Annotated in this window: 16 protein-coding genes; 5 read left to right on the forward strand and 11 right to left on the reverse strand. The window is 69.8% G+C overall.

Annotation, left to right across the window (positions count from 1 at the left end):
* Positions 1-58: 58 nt before the first annotated feature.
* The gene (locus tag OXG55_11965) at positions 59-760 is read right to left on the reverse strand and encodes a nitroreductase family protein (protein MCY4103954.1); all 702 of its coding nucleotides are present in this window, start codon (positions 758-760) and stop codon (positions 59-61) included.
* Between the two features lie 175 nt (positions 761-935).
* Positions 936-2,237: an acyl-CoA dehydrogenase family protein gene (locus tag OXG55_11970; GenBank protein ID MCY4103955.1), complete on the reverse strand. Its 1,302-nt coding sequence runs from the start codon at positions 2,235-2,237 to the stop codon at positions 936-938.
* A gap of 245 nt (positions 2,238-2,482) precedes the next feature.
* Between OXG55_11970 and OXG55_11975 the strand changes: the two genes are divergently transcribed.
* Positions 2,483-3,310, forward strand: coding sequence for a maleylpyruvate isomerase family mycothiol-dependent enzyme (locus tag OXG55_11975; GenBank protein ID MCY4103956.1), 828 nt, complete (start codon positions 2,483-2,485; stop codon positions 3,308-3,310).
* 99 nt (positions 3,311-3,409) lie between these two features.
* Here the strand turns inward: OXG55_11975 and OXG55_11980 are convergent, their stop codons facing one another.
* Entirely contained in the window at positions 3,410-4,414 is a 1,005-nt protein-coding gene (locus OXG55_11980) for an aromatic ring-hydroxylating dioxygenase subunit alpha (GenBank protein ID MCY4103957.1), read from the reverse strand.
* Between the two features lie 302 nt (positions 4,415-4,716).
* Here OXG55_11980 and OXG55_11985 point away from each other — a divergent pair, with 302 nt between their 5' ends.
* From OXG55_11985 to OXG55_11995, 3 genes are all read left to right on the forward strand, one after another.
* Positions 4,717-5,205: a VOC family protein gene (locus OXG55_11985; protein ID MCY4103958.1), complete on the forward strand. Its 489-nt coding sequence runs from the start codon at positions 4,717-4,719 to the stop codon at positions 5,203-5,205.
* Positions 5,206-5,234: 29 nt separating this feature from the next.
* A complete protein-coding gene (locus OXG55_11990; GenBank protein MCY4103959.1) occupies positions 5,235-5,792 on the forward strand; it encodes a VOC family protein in 558 nt (185 codons plus the stop codon).
* Between the two features lie 267 nt (positions 5,793-6,059).
* Positions 6,060-7,181, forward strand: a complete 1,122-nt coding sequence (locus OXG55_11995) for an ankyrin repeat domain-containing protein (protein ID MCY4103960.1) — start codon at positions 6,060-6,062, stop codon at positions 7,179-7,181.
* Positions 7,182-7,342: 161 nt separating this feature from the next.
* Here the strand turns inward: OXG55_11995 and OXG55_12000 are convergent, their stop codons facing one another.
* Complete coding sequence (locus OXG55_12000; protein ID MCY4103961.1) at positions 7,343-7,930, reverse strand: hypothetical protein; 588 nt, start codon at positions 7,928-7,930, stop codon at positions 7,343-7,345.
* Between OXG55_12000 and OXG55_12005 the strand changes: the two genes are divergently transcribed.
* Positions 7,892-8,377 carry a VOC family protein gene (locus tag OXG55_12005; GenBank protein ID MCY4103962.1) on the forward strand — a complete coding sequence of 162 codons (486 nt, stop codon included), beginning with the start codon at positions 7,892-7,894 and terminating at the stop codon, positions 8,375-8,377. The two genes, OXG55_12000 and OXG55_12005, sit on opposite strands and share 39 nt — an antisense overlap.
* A 26-nt stretch (positions 8,378-8,403) precedes the next feature.
* On the opposite strand, the gene OXG55_12010 is transcribed toward OXG55_12005, so the two are convergent.
* The 7 genes from OXG55_12010 to OXG55_12040 form a co-directional block, all read right to left on the reverse strand.
* Complete coding sequence (locus tag OXG55_12010; GenBank protein ID MCY4103963.1) at positions 8,404-10,986, reverse strand: hypothetical protein; 2,583 nt, start codon at positions 10,984-10,986, stop codon at positions 8,404-8,406.
* A gap of 361 nt (positions 10,987-11,347) precedes the next feature.
* Complete coding sequence (locus OXG55_12015) at positions 11,348-11,500, reverse strand: hypothetical protein (protein MCY4103964.1); 153 nt, start codon at positions 11,498-11,500, stop codon at positions 11,348-11,350.
* A 147-nt stretch (positions 11,501-11,647) separates the two neighbouring features.
* Positions 11,648-12,316, reverse strand: a complete 669-nt coding sequence (locus OXG55_12020; protein ID MCY4103965.1) for a hypothetical protein — start codon at positions 12,314-12,316, stop codon at positions 11,648-11,650.
* Positions 12,317-12,616: 300 nt separating this feature from the next.
* Complete coding sequence (locus OXG55_12025; protein MCY4103966.1) at positions 12,617-13,957, reverse strand: amidohydrolase family protein; 1,341 nt, start codon at positions 13,955-13,957, stop codon at positions 12,617-12,619.
* 345 nt (positions 13,958-14,302) lie between these two features.
* Positions 14,303-15,376: a class I SAM-dependent methyltransferase gene (locus OXG55_12030; protein MCY4103967.1), complete on the reverse strand. Its 1,074-nt coding sequence runs from the start codon at positions 15,374-15,376 to the stop codon at positions 14,303-14,305.
* A 146-nt stretch (positions 15,377-15,522) separates the two neighbouring features.
* Positions 15,523-16,557 carry a zinc-binding dehydrogenase gene (locus tag OXG55_12035; protein ID MCY4103968.1) on the reverse strand — a complete coding sequence of 345 codons (1,035 nt, stop codon included), beginning with the start codon at positions 16,555-16,557 and terminating at the stop codon, positions 15,523-15,525.
* Positions 16,554-17,492: an ABC transporter permease gene (locus tag OXG55_12040; GenBank protein ID MCY4103969.1), complete on the reverse strand. Its 939-nt coding sequence runs from the start codon at positions 17,490-17,492 to the stop codon at positions 16,554-16,556. The genes OXG55_12035 and OXG55_12040 overlap by 4 nt, the downstream gene beginning before the upstream one ends.
* Positions 17,493-17,531: the final 39 nt, after the last annotated feature.

Raw genomic sequence — 17,531 nt, forward strand, 5'->3', positions numbered from 1 at the left:
GAACCACCTCGCCCCCCGGCCGCCGATACGCCGCTGCGCACGACTGACCGGTGCTCTCCTAAGACGGCTCGTACAGACCCCCGAGGGTCGGAACGAGCGGTGCCGAGCGGCTCCAAGTGTTGAAGCTCAGCACACCGTCGAGGTCGCGAGCGGCGGGCTCGAAGTCGGTGCCGACCGTGTAGGCCACCGGGATGAGGGCGTACTGCCGGACCTCGGTGTACGGGATGCCCAGGATCTCGGCGACCTCCTCCTCCCACATCAGGTGGATGGTGGTCCAGCAAGTGCCGAGGCCGCGGGCGCGGGCGGCCAGCATGAAGCTCCAGGCGCCCTGGATAACCGAGCCGGCGCCCTCGACCACGTGGCGGGGATCCTCCGACCGGCCGGCGGCGCACGGGATCAGCATCGCCGGGACGCGGTGCATGTTCTCGACCAGGTGGATCCCCGAATCGATGACCCGCTCCTGCTGCGCGCCCCAGCCGGGGTCGCGCTCCGCCCTCGCCCGGGAGGACTCGACGAACCTGGCTCTGTTCAGATCCGAGCCGCGCCGGTAGACGGCGGCCAGGGCCTCGATCTTGGCTCGCTCGGTCACGAAGACGAAGTGCCATGCCTGGCCGTTGGAGGACGTGGGCGCCTGCACGGCGAAGCGGGCGCACTCCCGCAGCAGCGATTCCGGCACGGGGCGGTCGAAGTCCAGCCGCCTGCGCACCGCCCGGGTGGTGAGCAGCACCTCGTCCGCGCTGAGTCCGAGTGTGGTGGTCATGTCCCGAAGCGTACGCACGCGGGATCGCCGGAGACTGGATTCCGGCCTCCGCCGGAATGACACTCGCGGGAGCGGGCCGGCAGCACGACCCCGCGAGCTGCTCAGGAGTTGGCCGTGACGAGGAGCGGCGCATCAGCCTCGAGGCGAGCGAGGAGAGCACGACCCCGCGGGGTGCTCAGGAGTTGGCCGTGACCGTCTCGAGGATGTCGCCGAAGCGCTCCAGCGCGGCGGCCCGGCGCGTGGGCACGTGCTCGCTGGGCCAACCCTCGACGGCCTCGTAGCCCCGCAGCACATGGCGGCTGATGGTCACCTTGTGCACCTCGTCGGCGCCGTCCACCAGCCGCGAGGCCCGCGCCTGGCGGTACATGCCCTCCAGCGGCAGGTCGGCGCTGAACCCCAGCGCCCCGTGCACCTGGATCGCCCGGTCGATGGCGTTGTAAAGCATCCGGGTGCCGTACACCTTGATCATGGCGATCTGGGTGCGCGAGGCCGAGGCCCCGTGGCGGTCCATGTGCCAGGCGGCGTGCATGCACAGCAGCTTGGTGGCCTCGATCTCCATCTTGGTCTCGGCGATCATGTCCTGGATCATCTGCTTGTCCGCCAGCAGGGAGCCGTGGGCGGACCGCGACAGCGCCCGCTCGCACATCATGTCGAAGGCCCGGCGGGCCTGGCCGATCCAGCGCATGGCGTGATGGATGCGCCCGGGCCCCAGCCGCTTCTGCGCCAGCACGAAGCCGTCGCCCGGCTCGCCGATGATGTTCGTGGCCGGCACCCGCACGTTGTCGTAGACGATCTCGGCGTGGCCGCCGGGCCGGGGCGGCCCCTCGATGTGCGGCTCCCCCATGTTCGGGACGTCGCGCACGATCCGCACGCCCGGGGCGTCCGCCGGCACGAGGATCATCGAACAGCCCTGGTAGGGGTGCACGTCCGGGTCAGTGACCACCATCACGATCAGGAAGTCGGCCACCGAGCCGTTGGTGGTGAACCACTTGTGGCCATTGATCACGTATTCGTCACCGTCGAGCGTCGCCCGGGTGCGGATCAGGCGCGGGTCCGAGCCGGCTACGTCGGGCTCGGTCATCGAGAAGGCGCTGCGCATCTCGCCGGCCAGAAGCGGCTCCAGCCAGCGGCGACGCAGGTCCGCGCTGGCGCCGATGGCAAGGAGCTCGGCGTTGCCCGAGTCGGGGGCGTTGTTGCCGAAGATCATCGGCGCGAACTCGCAGCGCCCCAGAATCTCGTGCATGAGCGCCAGGCGCACCTGCCCCCAGCCCTGGCCGCCGAGGTCGGGGCCCAGGTGGCAGGCCCAGAGCCCCTGCTGGCGCACCTGCTCCTTCAACGGGTCGGTGAGCACCCGCCACTGCTCGGGCGTGCAGTCACCGGCGATCGCCTCCAGCGGCAGGATCTCGGCGTCCAGGAACTCCCGCATCCAGTCCAGCTTCGGCTGGAAGTCCTCGTCGGTGGCGAAATCCCAGGCCATGTTCTCCTCCGGACGTCTTGGTGCCGTCAGGCTAGGAGGCCGCCGACCGGTTCTGCGGACCGTCTCCCTTGTCGTTCCGGCGCAGGCCGGAACCCATGCCCCGGCGGCCCGTCCGCGCCTCCGTTGGACGCCCGGCACGCCCCTCGACGCCAGCGCGTCCGGCCCCTGGCGGGGCAGCGACGCGCCGAGTGCCCCGCTGAGCGCGCGGTAGCGTGGCCGGCGCCGCAGCATGACGAGGAGACGGCATGGTCACAGTCGACAGGGACAGCGTCGTCGCCGCCCTCGCGGCCGAGTGGCGGGCCATCGCCGAACTGTGCGCGGCACTGAGCGACGCCGAGTGGGCGGCGCCCACCGACTGCCCCGGCTGGAGCGTGCAGGACAACGTGAGCCACATCACCGGCACCGAGCGGATGCTGCTGGGCGACCCGGTGCCCGAGGTCGACATCGGTGAGGCTCCCCACGTCCACAACGAGATCGGTCGGATCAACGAACTGTGGATCGCGGCGCGCCGAGCGTCGTCGCCTGCCGCCGTGCTGGAGGAGTTCCGCGAGGTGACCGCACGACGACTGGCGGCGCTCGCCGCCATGACGCAGGCCGACTTCGACGCCGAGTCCTGGACCCCGGCCGGCACCGACACGTACGGGCGGTTCATGCGCATCAGGACATTGGACTGCTGGGTGCACGAGCAGGACATCCGCGGCGCCGTGGACCGGCCGGGCCATGTGAGCGGCCCGGTAGTGGAGATGGTCCTCGACGAGTTCGCCTTCGCGGTGGGCTTCGCGGTCGCCAAGCTGGGTCGGGCCCCCGACGGGTCTCGGGTGCTGATCGACCTGACCGGTCCGGCCGCCCGCTCCTGGCATGTGCAGGTCACCGACCGTCGCGGCCGGCTGGTGGAGAGCTTCGATGGCGCCGCCGGGCCCACGATCACCTTGCGCACCGATGCCCACACCTACCCCCGGCTGGCCGGCGGCCGCATCGCCGGCGACGCAGCACTCAGCGCCGGCCTCGTCAGCCTGGAGGGCGACCTGGAGGCAGCGGAGCGAATCCTCGCCGGCCTCGGCTACATGCCCTGACCAGGGGCGGTCCACCCGACTGGATTCCGGCTTTCGCCGGAATGACGAATCGGGTCGGACGACGGGCGAGGACCGGACGGTTACCGACGGGGCGGGGCGCTACTCGCCGGCCAGGAGGGCGGCGAAGCGGCGGCGCCACTCCACCGACGGCTTGTCGGACTGCACGCTGACGGTTCCGGCCAGTTCGAGCGGCAGCACGCCGTCGAGTCTCTCCAGCATCGTCTTGTCCTCGGCCCCGATGGCCAGATCGAAGCGGATCACCTCGTCGGACGGCACCGAGAAGTCGTCGTTGCGCCACACCACGAAGATGAAGTACGAGGTGACGTCGTCGATCGGCGTCGACAGCAGCAGCAGGATGTGCTCGAGACCTGTCTCGTACGCGATGGTGCTCCGGCAGGCGAACGGCAGGGCGAACCCGCTGGACATCCTGCGGGTGACCGCCCCGGTGCCCGGCACGCCCGAGGTGGCGGCGGCGATCTCGGGATTGCTGACGGTCACGTCGTAGGCGTAGCCGAAGAAGCTGTCGTCCAGCTGCTCCAACTCCAGCCGCGGCACCACCTCGTCGGTCTCGCCGCCGATCGTGCCGGCGTGCACGAACGGGAAATGGGTGATGTCCAGGAAGTTGTCGACCATGCGCGTGGCCGACGTCGTCCAGATCTCCACGTCGGGGTTGATTCGGCGGAACGCCGGGTCGTCCTCCTGGACGATCTTCGGGACGTCCTCGCGCGGGACTCCCGGGCACAGCCACACGAGGCCGTAGCGCTCCTGCACCCCCACCGGGTCCAGGTGGGCTCGGGGAGGGACGGGCACGCCCGGCTGCGCGGAGGGCACCAGCACGCAGCGGCCCCCGACGCCGAAGCGCCAGCCGTGATAGCAGCACTGCAGGCAGCCGTCGATGACCGTGCCCGCCGAGAGGGGCGCCTCGCGGTGGGGGCAGCGGTCGGCCGACGCCACCGGCACCCCGTCCGGGTCTCGCCAGACGACGTAGGACCTTCCCAGAACGCGGACCCCCAGGGGCCCCGGGGCGACGTCACCGCTGCGGGCCACCGCATACCAGGCGTCCGCCAGGACGGGATTCTCCGAGAAGACGTGCGTCGTGCTCATGGTGCCGGCGAGACCGCGCCGCCGCTCGCACACGCCGGCCGGCGTGCCTGATGCTGGATTCCGGCCTGCGCCGGAATGGCGATACGGGTGATCCCCAGCACAGTTCAGCAGTCTCCCAGGGTGCGCCGGTGCTGTCCTGGTGGAACCTTACGACATGAGCGGCCCAGAGCGAAGCCCACCGCTCCGCTCACCTGCCGGTTTCCCACACCGGAGAACCGTCGGGGAAACGTCGCGAGGGCCATCCTGCTAGCTTGGCGGCGGCGCGGCCGAGCCGCGAACCCGAAGACCTGGAAGGTGCTCCAATGGGATACCCGAACACGCTGATCTTCGTCGACTTCCCCAGTGACGACCCCGAGGCTTCGGCCCGTTTCTACGAGCAGGTCTTCGGCTGGGAGGTCGAGGGGCGACCCGCGGGTACCTTCCACCGCATCGTGCCGGGCAACGAGTTCCTGAAGGACGGCGAGCCCTCCGGGGTCGGCAACCTGCACATGGGCATCCACAACATCGCCAACGCCCGCCCGCACCCGGATCCCGCCGGTGTCGAGCCCCGGACCCTGCGCACCGAGGGCCGCTGCCAGCGCATGTGGATCCTGGTCAGCCCCGACGACAGCGCCGACCGCATTCTCGACACGGCCCTGAGCCTCGGCGCCACCGAGCTGTGGCGCAACCATTACTGGGCGGAGTTCAACGGCTTCAACTGCGCCTTCGAGGATCCGTGGGGCAACACGTTCGTCCTCTGGACCCAGGGGGGCGACGACCCGCAGATCCCCGAGGGCTGGACCAGCGAGTAGCCGCCGGAGCACACAAGGGAGGACAATCCATGAGCGAAGAGCAGTCCGGGTTCGCCCGCGGCGCCGCCGAGACCCGCGCGGCGGTCGGGATGACCGGCGCCGTGGACGCGGCGAGCCGCCCGGACGTCTATTCCGACCATCCCACCACGGCGCGCTGGACCCACGTGGCCCTGCCGTGCGCCGACATCGACGCCTCCATCGACTTCTACACGAAGTTCACGCCGATGGAGCTGTTGGACAAGCGCACCGACGCCCTGGGCCACGGCGCCTGGCTGGGCCATTCCGACGCCGCCGAGCGGCCCTTCATCCTGGTGCTCATCGAGTTCTTCGCCAGCAGCGGCCAGGAGGGGCTCGGCCTGCTGAAGCCGTTCGCCCACCTCGGCATCGAGCTCCCCACCCTCGAAGCCGTCGACGAGATCGCCGCCCGCGGCGAGGCCGCTGGCTGCCTGAACATGGCCCCCACCGAGATGCCCCCGCCCGTCGGCTACATCTGCGCCCTCAACGACCCCGACGGCAACGTCATCGAGTACTCCTACGACCAGGGCGTCTACTCCACCGCCAAGACCGTCTGGGGCAACGGCGACTGAAGCGATCGGCGGCGATGTCGGACGGGATAGTCCTTGTGGCTGGTGAGAGATACGTCGATTTACTCATGTAGTTCTTGATCTATACTGCTCGGCCGCGTGGACGGGGATGCTGTCTTGCGGACGTTTGTGGCCGGTTCGACGGGAGGGGTTCTGATGATCGCGCGGTTCGTTCGGGTCCTGTGGAGTAGGTCGGTATGGGCGGTCGGGTCGCCTCGGGGGACGAGGAGTTCTGGTCCGCAGGCAGTCTCGATCCGGCGCGGATTGTCCTTGGCGGCGGCATGCGTGTTGGTGCTGGCCGTTGTGGTGGGTTCGGTGACGGTCGCCGCAGCCGATCCGGTCGGGGCGCAGGACGGTACCGGTGAGGTACGGATCGTGGCTCGACGCCTGACCGATGGTCGGGTGGAGTTCGGTTTGCAGGCGCGCACCGCGGGCGATTCATGGGGTGAGCGGTTGCTGCCGTCGCAGCGGTTCTTCCCGACCTCGGCGTCGGTCGGTCGCTGGTTGGTCTCCTCGCCGCTGGATGTGGCGCCCGGAGAGGTGCGCATCGTGGCGCGCCGCTTGGCGGATGGTCGGGTGGAGTTCGGTTTGCAGGCGCGCACCGCGGGCGATTCGTGGGGTGAGCGGTTGTTGCCGTCGCGGCGGTTCTTCCCGACCTCGGCGTCGGTGGGTCGCTGGTTGGTCTCCTCGCCGCTGCGGCCGGGCGCGGCACCCGCGCAATGCCCCACCGGAACGACCGAGGAGACCTGGATCGGCGAGGCCTTCTGGCGTGCGGCGAACGTTGCGCGGGTACGCCTCGAGTTGCGCTGCGGTGCCGACCCCAACGCGGTGAAGGTCTACGACCCTTCGGACTATGACCCTCCGGCCGGATGCGGCGACAATTGCGTCGAGCCCCCCTATGAGTTGGAGTACTCGGTTCTGCACTCGGCGGCGGTGTACAACGCGGATCCGGCGGTGATCCAGGTTCTACTGGACGCCGGCGCCAACATCTGGGCGGATTCAGTCCTTGGGTCGCCTCTGCATCTTGCGGCCGCACACGGCAATCTGGTGACGGTTCGTGCGCTGCTGGACGCCAGCGCCGATTTCGAGGAGCCGCGCGGCTTCTACCACTGGATGCCTCTGCACAGCGCGGCGGCAAGCAGTCACGATCCGGCGGTGATCCAGGTGCTGCTGGACGCCGGCGCAAATATCGAAGCGAGGGGCGTCGGCAGCTGGACGCCGCTGCACTGGGCGGCCTCATACAACCAGAATCCGGCGGTGATCCAGGTGCTGCTGGACGCCGGCGCTGACCTCGAGGCGAGGGACGCTGAAAACTGGACGCCTCTTGATCTGGCGCGGCAAAGAGGCGGCGCCGCAACCATCCGGGTGCTTGAGGAGGCGGCCGGTTCCTGAGCGGCCGGCGCTGCGCGGCTACGCCGTTGCTGCCGTGCCGCAGTGGGGTTCGGGACAAAGCCTTCGCCATGGCTGTCTCCTCACATCGAACTCGAACCGCGGACTGAGCTTCCCCCCACCCCCATCATCGCGGACTCAGCCCGCTCAAGTCCGAAGAGCCACTATTCCTCGATAAGTCTTCGCATCGCGTCCTTGACGCTGCGCATCTCCCGGAGACTGTGGAGACCAGTCAGCGCACCCACCATGGTGGTCCCGAACACGGACAGGCGGAGCGTTTGCAGCAGGCCGATGGAGAAAGTGGCCATCATCCCCCACGGACCGCTGGCGGCGAGATTGTCTCCCAACTCCCTGAGTCGTCTCATGACGCTGCAAGCGTCCAACATTCCCTGATCGAGGAGGCTCCAATCTCCGCCGAGATCGCCCTCCGGATCGAGCATCCGATCGATCATCGGCTCGATCAGGTCGTCCTGATTCCAGCAATCCTCCAGTTCCTCCCGGAGTTGCCTCCTCAATTCCTGCCGCAGTTCCCGATCGAGGCGCTCGAACTCCGCCTCACCGTCGAACCTGCAATCGGCCGCTCCCCTGGTCTCGCAGTGTGCCTCCAGGTCTCCGACCAGGACGGCCTCACCGCAGACCTCGGCATAGCCCGAGACCGTCGCGTCGCCCGCGGCGCCGCCGAGACCCGCGCGGCGGTCGGGATGACCGGCACCGTGGACGCGGCGACGCGCCCGGACGTCTATTCCGACCATCCCACCACGGCGCGCTGGACCCACGTGGCCCTGCCGTGCGCCGACATCGACGCCTCCATCGACTTCTACACGAAGTTCACGCCGATGGAGCTGTTGGACAAGCGCACCGACGCCCTGGGCCACGGCGCCTGGCTGGGCCATTCCGACGCCGCCGAGCGGCCCTTCATCCTGGTGCTCATCGAGTTCTTCGCCAGCAGCGGCCAGGAGGGGCTCGGCCTGCTGAAGCCGTTCGCCCACCTCGGCATCGAGCTCCCCACCCTCGAAGCCGTCGACGAGATCGCCGCCCGCGGCGAGGCCGCTGGCTGCCTGAACATGGCCCCCACCGAGATGCCCCCGCCCGTCGGCTACATCTGCGCCCTCAACGACCCCGACGGCAACGTCATCGAGTACTCCTACGACCAGGGCGTCTACTCCACCGCCAAGACCGTCTGGGGCAACGGCGACTGACGGCGCCCTGCGGCTGCGCCGAGCCCTCAACTCGGGCCGAAGCGGGTGTTTCCCTGCCCCCAGCAGACGAGGGTCGCGTCGGTGCGCAGCGCGCACGAATGTCTCACGCCGGCGGCGATGGCGGTGTAGGAGCCGTCGGGCGCGTCGGCCTGCCCGTGGCCGTTCAGACCCCAGCAGACGACAGAGCCGTCGGCGCGCAGAGCGCACGAATGTCGCCCACCCGCGGCGATGGCCGTGTAGGAGCCGTCAGGCGGATCGGCCTGACCCGAGTCGTTCTCCCCCCAGCAGACGGCCGAACCATCAGTCCGCAGAGCGCACGAATGAACGTCGCCAGCGGCGATGGCGGTGTAGGAACCGTCGGGTGGATCGGCCTGACCCGAACCGTCGTCCCCCCAGCAGACGGCCGAACCATCAGTCCGCAGAGCGCACGAATGACTGCCCGAATAATCGCCGCCGGCGGCTATGGCGGTATAGGAACCGTCGGGCGCGTCGGCCGTCTGACCCGAGTAGTTGTCGCCCCAGCAGACGGCCGCACCATCGGTGCCCAACGCGCACGAATGCCGATAGCCGGCGGCGACGACGGTGTAGGCGCCCTCGGGAGCGCTGGATTGCCAAAGGTTGTCCAGGCCCCAGCAGACGATCGAGCCGTCGTCCCCCAAGGCGCACGAATGCCACCTGCCGGCGGCGATTGCGGCATAGGCGCCATCGGGAGCGTCGGTTTGTCCGCTGCTGTTCAGACCCCAGCAGACGATCGAGCCGTCGGCCCTCAAGGCGCACGAATGCCATCCGCTGGCAGCGACGGCGGTGTAGGCGCCGCTGGGCGGCAATGCCTGCCCGTACGTGTCGAGGCCCCAGCACTCGACACGGCCGTCGGTGTCCAGCGCGCACGAATGGTCAAAGCCGGCGGCAATGGCGGCGTACGTGCCGTCGGGCGGGAATTCGTGCCCGAAGGTGTATTGACCCCAGCACACGAGTGCGGCGTCGGTGCGCAGCGCGCACGAATGGTCAAAGCCGGCGGCGATAGCGGTATACGTGCCGTCGGGCGCGTCGGTCTGCCCGAACCCGCCATAGCCCCAGCAGACAACGGAGCCGTCGGCGCCCAGCGCGCACGAGTGCGACCTGCCAGCGGCGACGGCGGTATAGGCGCCGTCGGGCGCGTCGGTCAGCCCTTCGCTGTTCTGACCCCAGCAGACGACAGAGCCGTCGGCGCCCAATGCGCACGAATGCCACCCACCCGCGGCGACGGCGGTATAGGCGCCGCCGGGCGCGTCGGTCTGCCCGAACCCGCCATAGCCCCAGCAGACGACAGAGCCGTCGGCGCGCAGAGCGCACGAATGTCGACCACCCGCGGCGATGGCCGTGTAGGGGCCGTCAGGCGGGTCGGCCTGACCCGAGTCGTTCTCCCCCCAGCAGACAGCCGAACCATCAGTCCGCAGCGCGCACGAATGAACGTCGCCGGCGGCGATGGCGGTGTAGGAGCCGTCGGGCGCGTCGGTCTGCCCTTCGTCGTTCTCCCCCCAGCAGACGACAGAGCCGTCGGCGCGCAACGCACAGAAGTGCCGAGCGCCGGCGATAGCTGTGTAGTAGTCGGCGGGGTCGGTGGGCTGGTCCAGGTCGGCGGATCCCGGGAGTCCGGCGGAGGCTAGATCGGCAGATGGAACACAGACCGCCAATCCCTCGGCGAGCGCTTCTGGCACAGTGGTCTCGGCACCGACGGTGTCCAGAACGGCCCAGTCGAAGTTGATCGACCAATCCAACAAGCAGGACCGGGCGCCCGCACTCAAGTCTTCTGGTGACCCGCCAGCCTCCATGAACAACATGTCCAGGAACAGGTCCGGGGCGCACTGGCCGAGACTGGAAGCCAGGGCCGCGAACGCGCCGGCGTGGGAGGAGATTGATTGGGCGGCAAGGTCGAGGCCGATGGTCCAGATGCGCAAGCAAGTCCAGTCCTCATCGGCCAGCGCGTCGGGATCCACACCGAGCACCTCGAGCAGGACAGGCAGGACGGGGTCCGGAATGCAGCCGAATATGCCGGCCAGGAAGGCCAGATACTCATCGGCGGCAGCGACGTCATCGGACATCCCGCCAGAGGGAGTCCAGCCGAGGTCAGCAAACCATTCCCGGATGCAGGCACGCTCCTCGTCTTCCACTTGTTCCCACTCGACTCCCAACAGGAAAAGCGTCGCGATCACTTCCAGGTCCGGGATGCAGTCCGTCGGGTCCGGAGTCAACGCCTCGATCGCCCCGGGCTCGTCGCCGGCGGCAGCCAAAGCAGCCCAGTCGAAACCGGCCATTCTCTCTTGCAGGCAGGTTCTCTCGTCGCTGCTCGGCTGATAACCCAGATACACCTCGAGGCTTGCAATGGAGCCGGCGAGAAGCACCGATGTCGCGACTTCAGGCTCGAAACAAGCGAACAGCGCGACATCGTCTGGCCAGAGTTCGATGCTCACAACTCTCTGTCGCAGCAGCGACTGCAACGGTCCGTCGTCCAGAACGCGCCGAACGCAGGATTGCTCCTCGAACGAAAGTTCGTCGAACACGTCCTGCCAGACGGTGTCGCCGTCTATCTCGATGCTGCCGGTCGCACCGGCCTCGGTCGTCTCCGGCACCGTGCCCGCGGGAGAGGGGAGTCGGTCCGGGGACGGAGCGGCCAGGGTCGCAGGCGTCGTCGCAGCAGCAGTCGCCGGCGGGGGCGACTCGTCCACTGACTGTGTGGGGGGCGACGCCGTAGCGGCCTGCGTTGGCGGACGGCGGGGCCGCGTGGATGGCGACTCGTCCACTGACTGTGTGGGGGGCGACGCCGTAGCCCCACCGACGTCCTGCCGTCTGCCGTCTCCGCATGTCACAAGCACCGCGACTACTCCCAGGCACACCAGAATGAGAGTCGAGAGTCGCCGGCTCCTCGACCGGGCGCTGAACCGCCGAGAGCGGCGCGACATCCACGCGGCGCGGGGAGGGTCGCCCACAGGCTCAGGACAGGTGGTCCAGCAGCAGGTTGACCAGGTCGCTCTCGAACTGGACGGCGCCGAGGATGCGCCGGCCGGTGGTGTCGAGCAGCCAGAAGCTGGACCAGGCGGGCGCCGGGAAGTGGTAGTAGTTCGTCGGCACCCGGGAGTCGCTCAACAGCATCGTGAAGGTGATCCCGTAGGTGTCGACGAAGGCCTGGTTCGTCGCCAGGTCACCGGTCGAGCCGATGCCGACGACCCGGAGCCGGTGGGAGTTCTCTCGAGCGAACTGCTCGATGGCCGGAGCATGGCTCTGGCAGGTGCCTCAATAGGGGCTCCACAGCCAGAACAGCAGCGGCGTCCGGCCGGTCACGACCGAGCGGATGTTCGCTGTCTCGCCGGTACTCACGTCGACCATGTCGAAGTCGAGCACGTCCTCGGAGACCTGCACCACGCCCAGGTCGCTTCCGGCGGTCCTCGCGGCGAGCGTCACGGTGACCGGCGCACTGGCCAGCCAGCGGCCCGCCTCCGCGTCTGCGGGGAAGAACCGCCGCGCCGGCAGGAGCCGCTCGCCCCAGGTCTCACCGGGAAGGCGTTTCTGCAGCGCGAACTCGATGCGATCATCGGCCAACCGCTGCACGACCACGCGCACCTCCCCCGCCACGTAGGCGGAGGTGGTGCCCGCGTCGGCGGTGATCGTCAACGCAGAGCCGGCTAACCAGACGTCGGCCTCTGCTCCCGGAGGCAGGAACCGCCGCGGCGGCTCCGCCGACGCGCTCCACGGCTCACCATCCTCGCGGAACTGCACGACGAACTCGACTCGGCCGTCCTCGTGGCGCTGCGCCAGGATCCGGGCCTCGAGTTCGTGCGCGGCCGGCTGCTCGGTCACCTCTTGGGCGCGGACGGCGACGGGAAGCCCGGCCACGCCCAGCCAGGCCAGCAGGCCCACCATGACGGCCCGCCAGAGTCGTCCCCGGAGCGGGCGGGACCTCATGTCGAATCCACCGACAACTGCGCCACCACCGCCGGAGCGTACGGCAGATGAGAGCCGCCGGCGCGGTTATCGCCGCTCCCGCTCGTGCTAGAGTCCAAGGCGAGCAGGAGCGGCGGTGAAGGGCCGAGTCCAGGCTAACCGCCGCCCCTGCTCTACGTCGGGCGCTACCCCGACGCCCCCGCAACGCTAACTGCCCCAGTCCTCCGGCCGCGTCGCTCTGCCGCCGGGGATCGGATTCCGGGCTCGGCCGCAATGACGATTCGGTGTCCCCGGCGACCGGTCACGATGGGTAGACCGGCGCTAGACCATCGGGAACTTGGCTTTGTCGGGCAGGCCGGAGCGGGCGCAGATGGCCTCGCCGGCGGCCTGGCAGTCCGCCCACAGCCGCTCCTCGTCGATGGTGGTCATACAGCCAGCGTCGACTACCTGGTTGCCGTCCACCCAGACGCTGTGCACGCCGCGCCCGTCTGCCGACCAGACGAGTTGGCTCATGACGTTCAGCAGCGGGCGCCACTCGGGCCGGTCGGTGTCGTGCAGCACGATGTCGGCCTTCTTGCCGGCCTCCAGCGAGCCGATCTGCTCCTGCGCCTGCACGGCCCGGGCGCCGCCGAGGGTGGCCATCTCGTAGGCCATCTCGGCGGGGAACATCTGCGGATCGCAGCGGGCGTCCTTGAACAGTCCGGCCACGAGATAGGTGGCGCGCATCAGGTCGGAGTAGTTGGAGGCGTTGTTGCCGTCGGTGCCGATGGCCACGTTCACCCCGGCGGCCATCATCTCGGGCATCTTGCCGACCTGGGTCACGCCGTAGGCCACCTTCAGCGCCGTCGTGGGGCAGTGCGCCACCGAGGCCCCGGTCTCGGCCAGGATCCGCACTTCACCGTCATCGACCCGCACGCAGTGGGTGATGGCCACGTCGTCGTCCAGGACGCCCAACTCGGCGAGGTGCACGATCGGGCGCTGACCGAACTCGGTCAGGAAGGCGTCGGGGTCCAGTTGCGCGGGCGACATGTGGAAGCTGAACCCGGCCCCGGCCTCGGTGGCCAGTTCCCGGGCGGCCCGCCACAGCGGGTCCGAGGCGGTGTTGTGGCCCACCAGCACGACATGGCCTCGAATGCGCCCCCCGGCCACCGAGCCGTGGCGCTCCAGCACGGCCTGCAGGTTGCCGATGGCCTCGTCGGTGTTCTGGCGGTACACGTCGGGCTCGGGCGGCAGGTCCCACACCCAGCGGCCCACCCTTCCCCGGATACCCGCCTCGACGAGCCCGTCTACCACGTCGTCCAGGAACCGGACCGTGCCGGCCTCCAGGAAGCAGGTGGTGCCCGAGCGCAGCATCTCGGTGGCCGCCAGCTGCGCCGAGATGCGCTCGTCGGCGGCGGTGTAGCTGGCGTAGAGCGGGCAGAGCCAGCCGAAGACGTTCTCCGCGAAGTCGATGTCGTCGGGCACGTAGCCGCGGGTGAGAGGCTCGCCGGTGATGTGGATGTGGCTGTTGACCATGCCGGGCGTGGCCACGAAGCGGTCGCCCCCAGCCTTGGTCGCCGCCTCGTACCGGGCGCGCAGGTCGGCTTCGGGGCCGACCGCCACGATCTCGCTGCCGCGCACCGCCACCGCGCCGCGGCGGACGATGTCCCGCCGCGGGTTCATGGTGACGACGTGACCGGCCCGGATCAGGAGGTCGACCGGTTCGGGACGGCCGGAGCCGTTGCTGTCGTTGGAGGATGTCACGTTCCCGCCTCTCGGTCTTGTTGGGGATGCGTTCGGTCGCTCATTCGCAGCACCTGCGTCACGCCGGACTCTGGATTCCGGCATTCGCTGGAATGACGGAGTTGTGGATCGACACTACTCAGCCGACTGGCGGGAGTTCGGCTGTGGCCTGGGCATCGCGCCGGACCCTGGATTCCGGCCCCGGATCGAGTCCGGGGCGGGCTCTTCGCCGGAATGTCGGAGCGGTGAATCGACACTACTCAGCAAAGCCCGTGCGCCGGAGCGTCACGTCGCCGGTTTGGTCGCCACGAAGATCTGCTGGGCCTCTATCGGCTCGATCAGGCGGATCTCGGTGAAGCCTGACTCCCGCAACCAGCTTGACATCTCCTCGTAGGTGAAGGCGGTGCCGCGCCGGGTGCAGGCCGCCATCGTGGCCGCCATGAACACCCCTTGCGGGCTGCGGCTCGGATCGTCGCTGCGGAAATAGTCCGACACCAGCACGCGCCCGCCGGGGCGCAAGCCGTCGGCGGCCCGCCCCAGCAGCGCCCGGGTACCGTCGGCCCCCTCGGTGCGGCAGACGTGCCCGAGAATCACCAGGTCGAACGCCCCGTCCTCGAGCCCGACCGTGTGATAGTCGCCGGGGCGCAGCTCGCAGCGCTCTTCCACTCCGGCCTCGGCGAGGCGCGCCCGGGCAACCTCCAGCACCTCGGGCAGGTCGTTCACGACGGCGTGACCGTCGGGGCAGGCGCGCAGCACGGCGATGCTCCAGGGCGCCCCGCCGGCGCCGAGGTCGGCTACCCGCGGCGCCGTGAGGTGGCTGTAGGAGATCCAGGCGTCGGCGCGCGTTGCGGCGCGCAGCACCGTGCCGAACGTACCCTCCACCAGCGGCACCCAGAATCCCGCCACGTCGCCGTCCACCGGGCGCGCGGGCTCGCCCCGGCGGATCGTGGCAGCCAAATCGGTCCAGTTCTCGGCCGGACCGGGGGCGACCGACACCAGGTCGGCCATCGGAGCGGGGCTCTGTTGGCAGAGGTAGCGCCGCGAGCAGTCGTTCAGGTCGAACCGTCCGCCGTGGCGGTCCAGCAAACCGAGCACGACCAACGCGTCGGCCAACGCGGCGGTGTGCGACGCCGAGGCGCCCAGGTCGTTCGCCAACTCTTCGGGCCTCCGCGGTCCGTGATCCCAGAGCGCGTCGAAGAGCCCGAGTTCGATCGCCCCGGCCAGCATCCAGTAGGCCCCGAGGCCGAAGATCACGTTCCACACCGGCGCCGACGGGGCGGGTTTCACGTCGGTCCAGGGGCGGCCCGTGCGGGCCATCGTGTGGGTCTTCTTCAGCTCCGGGTAGGGGGAGTCGGCCACGGCGCGACCCTAGGAACGCGTCCAAGGATCGGCTGCAGGTACGAGGTGAGCCGCTGGACGCTGGATTCCGGCCCCGGATCGAGTCCGGGGCAGGCTCTCCGCCGGACTGACGGAGGACGCGGTCTGCCACATGACTCGGTTGTGCTTCAGGGCCGCAGGACGATCTTGCCGAAGAGATCGCTGGCGAGCATCCGCTCCTGGGCGGCGGCCGCCTCGGAGAGGGGCATCACCGAATCCACCGGCGCTGTGAAGTCACCCCCGCAGTACTGCGCCCAGACGGGGCCGAACTCCTCCGGGCGGTACGGGTCCGAGCCGATGATGTGCAGGCCCATGTGGAACAGGTGCCCCAGCGACGGGATCGTTACGGAGTCGCCGGTGGTGTTGCCGCAGTTCACGAGCCGGCCGCGGACGCCGAGGGAGAACATGGAGGCCTCCCACAGGGCCGGACCGACGTGTTCGAAGACCATGTCCACGCCAGCGCCATCGGTTTGCGCACGCGCCCAGCCCGCGATGTCGGTGGTGCGGTTGTTGGCGGCCGCCGCCGCCCCCAACTCCTCGGCCCGGGCGCACTTCTCGTCGGTGCCGGCGGTCGCAAGGACCCGCGCGCCGGCATCGACAGCCAGCTGGATCCCTGCCGTGGACACGCCGCTTCCGGCCGCGTGGATGAGGACCGTCTCGCCGGCCTGCAGCTTGCCCACGTCGAACAGGGCGTGCGCCGCGGTCATCCAGCAGGTGGGGAACACGACCGCCTCGTCGAAGCTCATGCCGTCGGGAATCGGGAAGACGTGGCTGGCGGGCGCGAGGCACAGCTCGGCGTAGCCACCGTCGGCGGTGGCGCCGATGATCCCCAGCTCGCCATAGAGGTCGCCGCGCCCGGCGAGGCGCGAGTCCTCCCGCACCCCCGCCATCGACGGGTCCACCAGGACCCGGTCGCCGACCGACACGTCGTCGACGGCCTCGCCCACGCGGGCGACCACCCCCGCCACGTCCATGCCCGAAATGTGCGGGAGCGCGAACCCCGGCATGGTGAAGTAGCCCGCCCGCTGCACGATGTCGAGACGGTTCAGGGCCGTGGCGGCGACCTGCACCACCACGTCCCCCGGCCCCGGCTCGGGGTCGGCCACGTCGGCATAGCGGAGCACCTCCGGGCCGCCGTGGCTGTCGTGGAGGACGGCCTTCATCGCAGGCCCCGGATGAACGGGCGAGCCAGGGACTGCGGCTCGCGGGTGCGGTGCGCGAAGAGCGCCATGACGCAGATGGTTAGCACAAACGGCAGCGACGACAGCAGCTCCGAGTTCAGCGGATGACCCACGACCGGCAGGCTCAATCTGAAGGAATTGGCGCTGCCGAACAGCAGGCAGCCCAGCATCGCCCCCCGCAGCGTCCAGCCGCCGAAGATCACCGCGGCGATGGCGATGAACCCCTGCCCGCCCACTATGGCGTCCTCGAACCACCCCACCTGGCCCAGCAGCAGGTAGCCGCCGCCGAGGCCCGATGTGACGCCGGCGATGTAGATGGCCTGGCGCCGCCGGGCGTTCACGTCGATGGACGACACGTCGGCCGCCTGGGGGTTCTCCCCCACCGCCCGCACCTCGAGGCCCCAACGCGTGCGGTAGACGAGCCACCAGGCCAGCGGCACCAGCGGGTACAGCAAGTACAGCGGCCAGGGCTGGCCGAACAGCGCCGGCCCCAGCAGCGGGATCTCCACCAGGCCGGGAACCTCGAAGACGTGCGCCGTGGCCGTGGTGGGCTTGAGGCTGCTGTTGAGGAAGCTGGCGAGGCCGAGCACCAGGATGTTGAGCGTCAGGCCCACCACGAACTGGTTGGCCGTGAGATTGTGGCTGAAGTGGGCCTGCACGGCGCCCACCAGCAGGCCGGCCGCCGCGCTGATCAACAGGCCGACCGCCACCGATCCGGAGGCGTCGTAACCCATGGCCGCGGCGAAGGCGCCGGCCAGCATCGCCCCCTCCACGGAGATGTTGATGGTGCCGGCCCGCTCGGCGATCCACTCCCCCACCGCCACGAACGCCAGCGCCACCGCCAGGCGCCAGCCGCTGCTGTAGGTGGTCTCGCTGGAGAGCACGTCCCCGACCGCGGAGAAGAAGTCGCCGACCATGACCTAGGAGCGTGCTGAGTAGTCCATGGGCCGCGGCGG

This window comes from bacterium (assembly GCA_026708055.1).
Lineage (GTDB): Bacteria > Actinomycetota > Acidimicrobiia > Acidimicrobiales > CATQHL01 > VXNF01.

Coding starts and splice junctions, on each gene's coding strand:
- OXG55_11975 (MCY4103956.1), top strand. CDS start 2,483: ATGGTCACAGTCGACAGGGACAGCGTCGTCGCCGCCCTCGCGGCCGAG.
- OXG55_12020 (MCY4103965.1), bottom strand. CDS start 12,316: ATGAGGTCCCGCCCGCTCCGGGGACGACTCTGGCGGGCCGTCATGGTG.
- OXG55_11990 (MCY4103959.1), top strand. CDS start 5,235: ATGAGCGAAGAGCAGTCCGGGTTCGCCCGCGGCGCCGCCGAGACCCGC.
- OXG55_12025 (MCY4103966.1), bottom strand. CDS start 13,957: ATGAACCCGCGGCGGGACATCGTCCGCCGCGGCGCGGTGGCGGTGCGC.
- OXG55_11980 (MCY4103957.1), bottom strand. CDS start 4,414: ATGAGCACGACGCACGTCTTCTCGGAGAATCCCGTCCTGGCGGACGCC.
- OXG55_12035 (MCY4103968.1), bottom strand. CDS start 16,557: ATGAAGGCCGTCCTCCACGACAGCCACGGCGGCCCGGAGGTGCTCCGC.
- OXG55_11985 (MCY4103958.1), top strand. CDS start 4,717: ATGGGATACCCGAACACGCTGATCTTCGTCGACTTCCCCAGTGACGAC.
- OXG55_12040 (MCY4103969.1), bottom strand. CDS start 17,492: ATGGTCGGCGACTTCTTCTCCGCGGTCGGGGACGTGCTCTCCAGCGAG.
- OXG55_11965 (MCY4103954.1), bottom strand. CDS start 760: ATGACCACCACACTCGGACTCAGCGCGGACGAGGTGCTGCTCACCACC.
- OXG55_12000 (MCY4103961.1), bottom strand. CDS start 7,930: ATGGTCGGAATAGACGTCCGGGCGCGTCGCCGCGTCCACGGTGCCGGT.
- OXG55_11970 (MCY4103955.1), bottom strand. CDS start 2,237: ATGGCCTGGGATTTCGCCACCGACGAGGACTTCCAGCCGAAGCTGGAC.